Source organism: Fictibacillus macauensis ZFHKF-1, assembly GCF_000269865.1.
Lineage (GTDB): Bacteria > Bacillota > Bacilli > Bacillales > Fictibacillaceae > Fictibacillus_C > Fictibacillus_C macauensis.
In genome coordinates, this window is sequence record NZ_AKKV01000027.1 from 182038 (window position 1) to 188325 (window position 6288).

Here is a 6288-nt window from a genome sequence, read left to right on the forward strand (position 1 = left end):
AATAAAGGAGAACCACATGAAAATATTATTTGTTGGAGACGTTGTAGGCGCTCCAGGCCGTAACATGATCGATACGTATTTGCCAAAACTAAAAAAGAAATATCAGCCACTCGTAACGATTGTAAACGGCGAAAACGCTGCTCATGGTAGAGGGATTACCGGAAAAATCGTCAAAGGTTTTTTTGAAGCAGGCGCGCAAGCGATTACGCTTGGTAACCACGCATGGGATAATCGTGAAGTATTTGAAGTCATTGATACGACACCTCAACTTGTTCGTCCGGCCAATTTCCCAAAAGGAACACCAGGGAACGGCTCGGCTATTTTGAAAATGAATCAGCTAGAAGTTGGGATTATCAACTTACAAGGAAGAACATTTTTGCCACCGCTTGATTGTCCATTTGAAACTGCTGAAAGACTTGTAGAAAAAATGCGGAAACGTACGCCCATTATTTTTGTTGATTTTCATGCAGAAGCAACAAGTGAAAAACAAGCGATGGGTTGGTTTTTAGATGGTAAAGTAACTGCGGTTGTGGGTACACACACACACGTTCAAACGAATGATCGCCGCATTTTACCAAACGGAACCGCTTATTTGACAGATGTTGGCATGACAGGGCCCTATGATGGCATCTTAGGAATGGACCGAGAAGCGGTGATGAAGAAGTTCTTAACGAGCTTACCTGTTAGGTTTGAAGTAGCCTCAGGACGGGAACAGTTAAGTGCTGTACTAATAGAATGTGATCCTGCCACCGGAGTTGCTAAAAACATTTCTACTATATTGATAAATGACGATCAACCATTCTTTGACTAGTGTCCGATTAAGCAGGGGCAAATAAATTTGTAGATTGTGACAGTTATCTTTTCTTTGGTGCAGGAATACGGGCCCTTTTCAATGAATATAGTAGAATGGGTATCAGATCTCTAAGGAGGTACAAAGAAATGGAAATATTAAAAGTTTCAGCAAAATCCAACCCTAATTCTGTAGCTGGTGCACTTGCCGGAGTCCTTCGAGAACGTGGCGGGGCTGAAATACAAGCAATTGGGGCCGGTGCATTGAACCAAGCCGTAAAGGCAGTAGCGATTGCGCGAGGATTTGTAGCGCCGAGTGGAGTTGACCTCATTTGTATTCCTGCTTTTACTGATATTATGATTGATGGAGAAGAACGTACAGCGATTAAACTTATTGTTGAGCCACGCTAATGGACATTAAATGTATAAAAGCCTGTTTGCTCGTAGTGCAGACAGGTTTTTTTACAGTGAGAGGATGGATGGATTCTTCTTTTTTAAAAGATTCCTTCTATTGAACCAGTAGAGCGTTTTCTAGGAATTTGCCATTTCGCTTGATTTTTTAAAGGTTTAGGTCTAGAATTGTAGACGTTTAGTACATATTTTTAAGTAACAGCTTTATAATACAGCATTGTACAGCAGCGCTTAATTTCCTTAGAAATGAGCGCATTTTTATACATGATCTTTTTGGTTTTACACAAAAACCAAAGAAAGCTGTTAGTTGATATAATGAAAGAAGGGGTGGAGTTCATGATAGATCAGCTTTCTTGGAAAGTTGGTGGACAGCAAGGAGAAGGAATTGACAGTACCGGTGAGATTTTTGCGATGGCGTTAAATCGTCTCGGCTATTATTTATATAGTTATCGTCATTTCTCTTCTCGTATTAAAGGTGGTCATACGAACAATAAAATTCGTGTAAGCACACAGCAGACGCGTTCCATCTCAGACGATCTTGATATTCTTGTGGCATTTGATCAAGAGACCATTGATGTAAATATTCATGAATTACGTGCAGGTGGCGTTGTTATTGGTGATGCGAAGTTTCAGCCCGTTGTTCCGGAAGATGCGGATGTTGCTTTGTTTTCTGTACCGTTTACAGAAATCGCTAATGAGTTAGGTACGTCTCTCATGAAAAACATGGTAGCCATTGGTGCTACGAGTGCCGTTTTAAATTTATCGACAGATGCTTACATAGAAGTAGTCGAAGAGATTTTTGCCCGTAAAGGAGCGAAAGTCGTAGAAAAGAATATGGAAGCTATTAAAAAAGGCGCTGAATACTTTAAAGAAGCAGCCGGTGGTGAATTAGAAGGCTTCCAATTAAAAGAAGCAGACGGTCAAAAACGTATGTTTATGATTGGTAATGATGCGATTGCGCTCGGTTTTATTGCTGGAGGCGTTCGCTTTATGGCGGCGTATCCGATTACGCCAGCTTCAGAAATTATGGAGTATCTTATTAAGAAACTACCAAAATTCGGTGGTACAGTCATTCAAACAGAAGATGAGATTGCTGCATGTACGATGGCTATTGGTGCGAACTATGCGGGTGTGCGAACGATTACTTCATCGGCAGGACCAGGTTTATCGCTTATGATGGAAGCAATCGGACTAGCCGGTATGACAGAAACACCATTAGTAGTTGTTGATACACAGCGTGGTGGACCATCAACAGGATTGCCAACCAAGCAAGAGCAATCGGACTTAATGGCGATGATCTATGGTACGCATGGAGAAATTCCAAAGGTTGTAATGGCTCCAAGTACAGCAGAGGAAGCATTTTATGATGCAGTAGAAGCATTAAATATTGCCGAAGAGTATCAATGTCCTGTTATTTTATTAAGCGATCTTCAGTTATCGTTAGGAAAACAATCCGTTGAACCGCTTGATTATAGTAAAGTAGAAATTCGTCGTGGAGCGCTTCAAGAAAATGTTGAACTTCCAGATCACGATGGTTCGTACTTTAAACGCTATGAATTAAATGAAACAGGCATTTCACCGCGCGTCATACCAGGCATGAAAAATGGTATTCATCACGTTACCGGTGTCGAACATGACGAAACAGGTAAGCCTTCTGAAGCAGCAAGCAATCGCCAAGCTCAAATGGATAAGCGCATGAAAAAATTGCAGCAGCTGTCCTTTAATACGCCAATCGTGACGTATACGCCACATGAAGAGGCGGACGTTTTACTCGTCGGCTTTAACTCGACACGTGGTGCTATTGAAGAAGCGATTCCGCGTTTAGAAGCAACGGGTCTTAAAGTTCATCATGCACACATTCGTCTGATTCATCCATTTCCAACCGCTGAAATGGCAGACTTGGTCGCTTCTGCGAAAAAAGTCGTTGTTATTGAAAATAATGCAACGGGTCAATTAGCAAGCATTATTAAAATGAATATTGCGGCGCATGACAAAATGGAAAGTGTGCTTAAATATGACGGAAATCCGTTCTTGCCTTCGGATATTTTTAACAAATGCAAGGAGCTGGTTTAAATGGCGACGTTTAAAGATTTTAGAAACTCAGTAAAACCGAACTGGTGTCCCGGTTGTGGTGATTTCTCCGTACAAGCTTCCATCCAACGGGCAGCAGCAAACGTTGGTTTAGAGCCAGACGATTTAGCCGTTATTTCTGGGATTGGTTGCTCCGGGCGAATTTCCGGTTATATTAAATCGTACGGTTTTCACGGCATTCATGGCCGTGCGCTCCCAATCGCTCAAGGGGTGAAAATGGCAAATCGTGATCTTACGGTGATCGCTTCAGGTGGTGACGGTGATGGTTTTGCCATTGGGATGGGTCATACTGTTCATGCGATTCGCCGTAATATTGATGTAACGTATATCGTTATGGATAATCAGATTTACGGTCTAACAAAAGGGCAAACATCTCCACGTTCATCGACAGGCTTTAAAACGAAAAGTACGCCAGAAGGTTCCATTGAACCAGCGATTAATGTTATGGAATTAGCACTAACAGCTGGTGCTACGTTTGTCGCTCAAAGTTTTTCGAGCGATTTAAAAGAATTAACGTCCATTATAGAGCAGGGCATTCAGCATAAAGGCTTTTCACTCATTAATGTATTTTCACCATGTGTTACGTATAATAAAATCAATACGTATGATTGGTTTAAAGAACATTTAACAAGTCTTGGGACGATCGAAGGGTATGATCCTTCTAATCGTGTTCAAGCGATGCAAACACTCATGGAGCACGATGGTCTTGTTAAAGGGATTATTTATCAAGACACACAAAAGCCGTCGTATCAAGAGTTAGCGCATGGTTATAGCAAAGATGCTTTATCTCAAGCAGATTTAAAAATGGATGAAGACACATTTAGTGAGCTTGTTTCCGAGTTCATGTAATACAGAAAGAGAGCGGCTCAGAAATTGAGTCGCTTTTTTTTGCGGACTTTATGTTTCGTAGAGGAAGGAACATTTCCATTGCGTGAAAAAGTTTGTTATAATATTGAAGTTATGAGTGAATACCTCTAGTTTCGCTGTTTGCAAGGGAGGAAGTACAATGAAAGAGTCAGGAGATGTTCCTGTGAAAGATATGAAAGATCATAAGGACTATGCGTCTTACTTTCAATCAACCTATCAACCACCTTCTTTAAAAGATGCTAAAAAACGTGGTAAAGAAGCGGTTAAAATTTTAAAAGATTATGATTTGGAAGAAGACTTAAAACGAATCGGTGTTGGCAAGAAATTTTATATTCGTACATACGGCTGTCAAATGAACGAGCATGATACAGAAGTGATGGCAGGAATTTTTACAGAAATGGGTTATGAACCGACGACAGACGTTCAAGAGGCGAATGTTATTCTTCTGAATACGTGTGCGATTCGTGAAAATGCAGAAAATAAAGTGTTTGGCGAACTGGGCCATTTAAAGCCGTTAAAATTAGAAAAACCAGATTTACTAATTGGCGTTTGTGGCTGTATGTCGCAAGAAGAGTCTGTTGTTACTAAAATACTGCAAACGTATGATCAAGTTGATATGATTTTTGGTACCCATAACATTCATCGTTTGCCACAAATTATTAAAGAAGCGTACCTTTCAAAGGAAATGGTCGTGGAAGTATGGTCAAAAGAAGGCGATATCGTAGAAAACTTGCCGCGTGTTCGTAAAGGGAACATTCAAGGCTGGGTAAATATTATGTACGGTTGCGATAAGTTTTGTACGTACTGTATCGTTCCTTACACGCGTGGGAAAGAACGCAGTCGTCGTCCCGAAGACATTATCGAAGAAGTACGTCATCTCGCTCGCAATGGCTATCAAGAAGTAACATTACTCGGTCAAAATGTGAATGCGTATGGAAAAGATTTTGAAGATATGGAATATGGTCTTGGCGACTTAATGGATGAAATGCGCAAAATTGATATTCCGCGCGTTCGTTTTACAACGAGTCACCCACGAGATTTTGACGATCATTTAATTGAAGTATTAGCAAAGGGTGGCAACCTTGTTGAACACATTCATTTACCAGTGCAACATGGTAATAGTGAAATTCTAAAGTTAATGGCACGAAAGTATACGCGAGAGCATTATATGGAGCTTGTTGGTAAGATCAAACAAGCCATTCCACATGCGGCGCTAACAACAGACATTATCGTTGGTTTTCCTAATGAAACAGAAGAGCAGTTTGAAGAGACGCTGTCGCTTGTGAAGGAAGTACAATACGATGCCGCCTATACATTTATTTATTCACCGCGTGAAGGCACGCCAGCTGCAAAAATGATTGATAATGTGCCATTAGAAGTGAAAAAAGAACGTTTGCAGCGCTTAAATGCCACACTAAATGAAATTTCTCTTTCCAAAAACGAAGCCTACATCGATTCCGTTGTTGAAGTGCTCGTAGAAGGAGAAAGTAAAAAGAACCCAGACGTGCTCACGGGCCATACATCATCGAATAAAGTCGTCAACTTCAGAGGACCGAAGCATTTGATCGGAACGATTGTAAAAGTACATGTTACAGATGCCAAAACGTGGACATTACGTGGCAATTTACTAGAAGAGACGGCAGGAGTGATCGAAGGATGAAGTATAGTAAAAGCGAAATTCTTGATAAAGCAAAAGAACTTGCACAAATGATTGCAGCAACTGAAGAAGTAGATTTCTTTAAAAAAGCAGAAGCACAAATCAATGGAAATCAGTCAGTAAGTACGCTGATTGCTTCGATTAAATCGTTGCAAAAGCAAGCAGTTAATCTTCAGCATTACGGAAAAGCAGAAGCTCATAAAGAAGTGGAAGCTAAAATTGATGCGATGATGAAAGAAATGGATGAGATTCCCGTTGTGCAACAGTTTAAGCAATCACAAGAAGATGTGAATGATATTTTGCAAATGGTTTCGCATACGATTTCTAACACGGTTACCGATGAAATTATTGAATCAACAGGTGGCGATCAGTTACGTGGAACGACAGGTTCGGCTGAAAACTGTGGCTGTCACTAATAAGGTAGAAAGAAAGTCTTCATATGAACTGTACCCTTAAAAATAGACAGTTTAATA

General features: G+C 40.6%; 6 protein-coding genes. All 6 read left to right on the plus strand.

The features are described from left to right. Positions 1-16: 16 nt before the first annotated feature. The 6 genes from A374_RS12670 (at position 17) to A374_RS12695 (ending at position 6231) form a co-directional block, all read left to right on the plus strand. Positions 17-811, plus strand: a complete 795-nt coding sequence (locus tag A374_RS12670; protein WP_007202613.1) for a TIGR00282 family metallophosphoesterase — start codon at positions 17-19, stop codon at positions 809-811. Positions 812-939: 128 nt separating this feature from the next. Further along, a complete protein-coding gene (gene spoVS, locus A374_RS12675) occupies positions 940-1200 on the plus strand; it encodes a stage V sporulation protein SpoVS (RefSeq protein WP_007202614.1) in 261 nt (86 codons plus the stop codon). A gap of 336 nt (positions 1201-1536) precedes the next feature. After that, complete coding sequence (locus A374_RS12680) at positions 1537-3273, plus strand: 2-oxoacid:acceptor oxidoreductase subunit alpha (RefSeq protein WP_007202615.1); 1737 nt, start codon at positions 1537-1539, stop codon at positions 3271-3273. Then, positions 3274-4140: a 2-oxoacid:ferredoxin oxidoreductase subunit beta gene (locus tag A374_RS12685; RefSeq protein ID WP_007202616.1), complete on the plus strand. Its 867-nt coding sequence runs from the start codon at positions 3274-3276 to the stop codon at positions 4138-4140. It begins immediately after the preceding gene. Positions 4141-4330: 190 nt separating this feature from the next. Then, complete coding sequence (gene miaB, locus A374_RS12690) at positions 4331-5818, plus strand: tRNA (N6-isopentenyl adenosine(37)-C2)-methylthiotransferase MiaB (RefSeq protein WP_420794949.1); 1488 nt, start codon at positions 4331-4333, stop codon at positions 5816-5818. Beyond that, on the plus strand, positions 5815-6231 hold the full coding sequence (locus tag A374_RS12695) for a YlbF/YmcA family competence regulator (RefSeq protein ID WP_007202618.1): 417 nt from the start codon (positions 5815-5817) through the stop codon (positions 6229-6231). Before miaB ends, A374_RS12695 begins: the two co-directional genes overlap by 4 nt. Positions 6232-6288 lie beyond the last annotated feature (57 nt).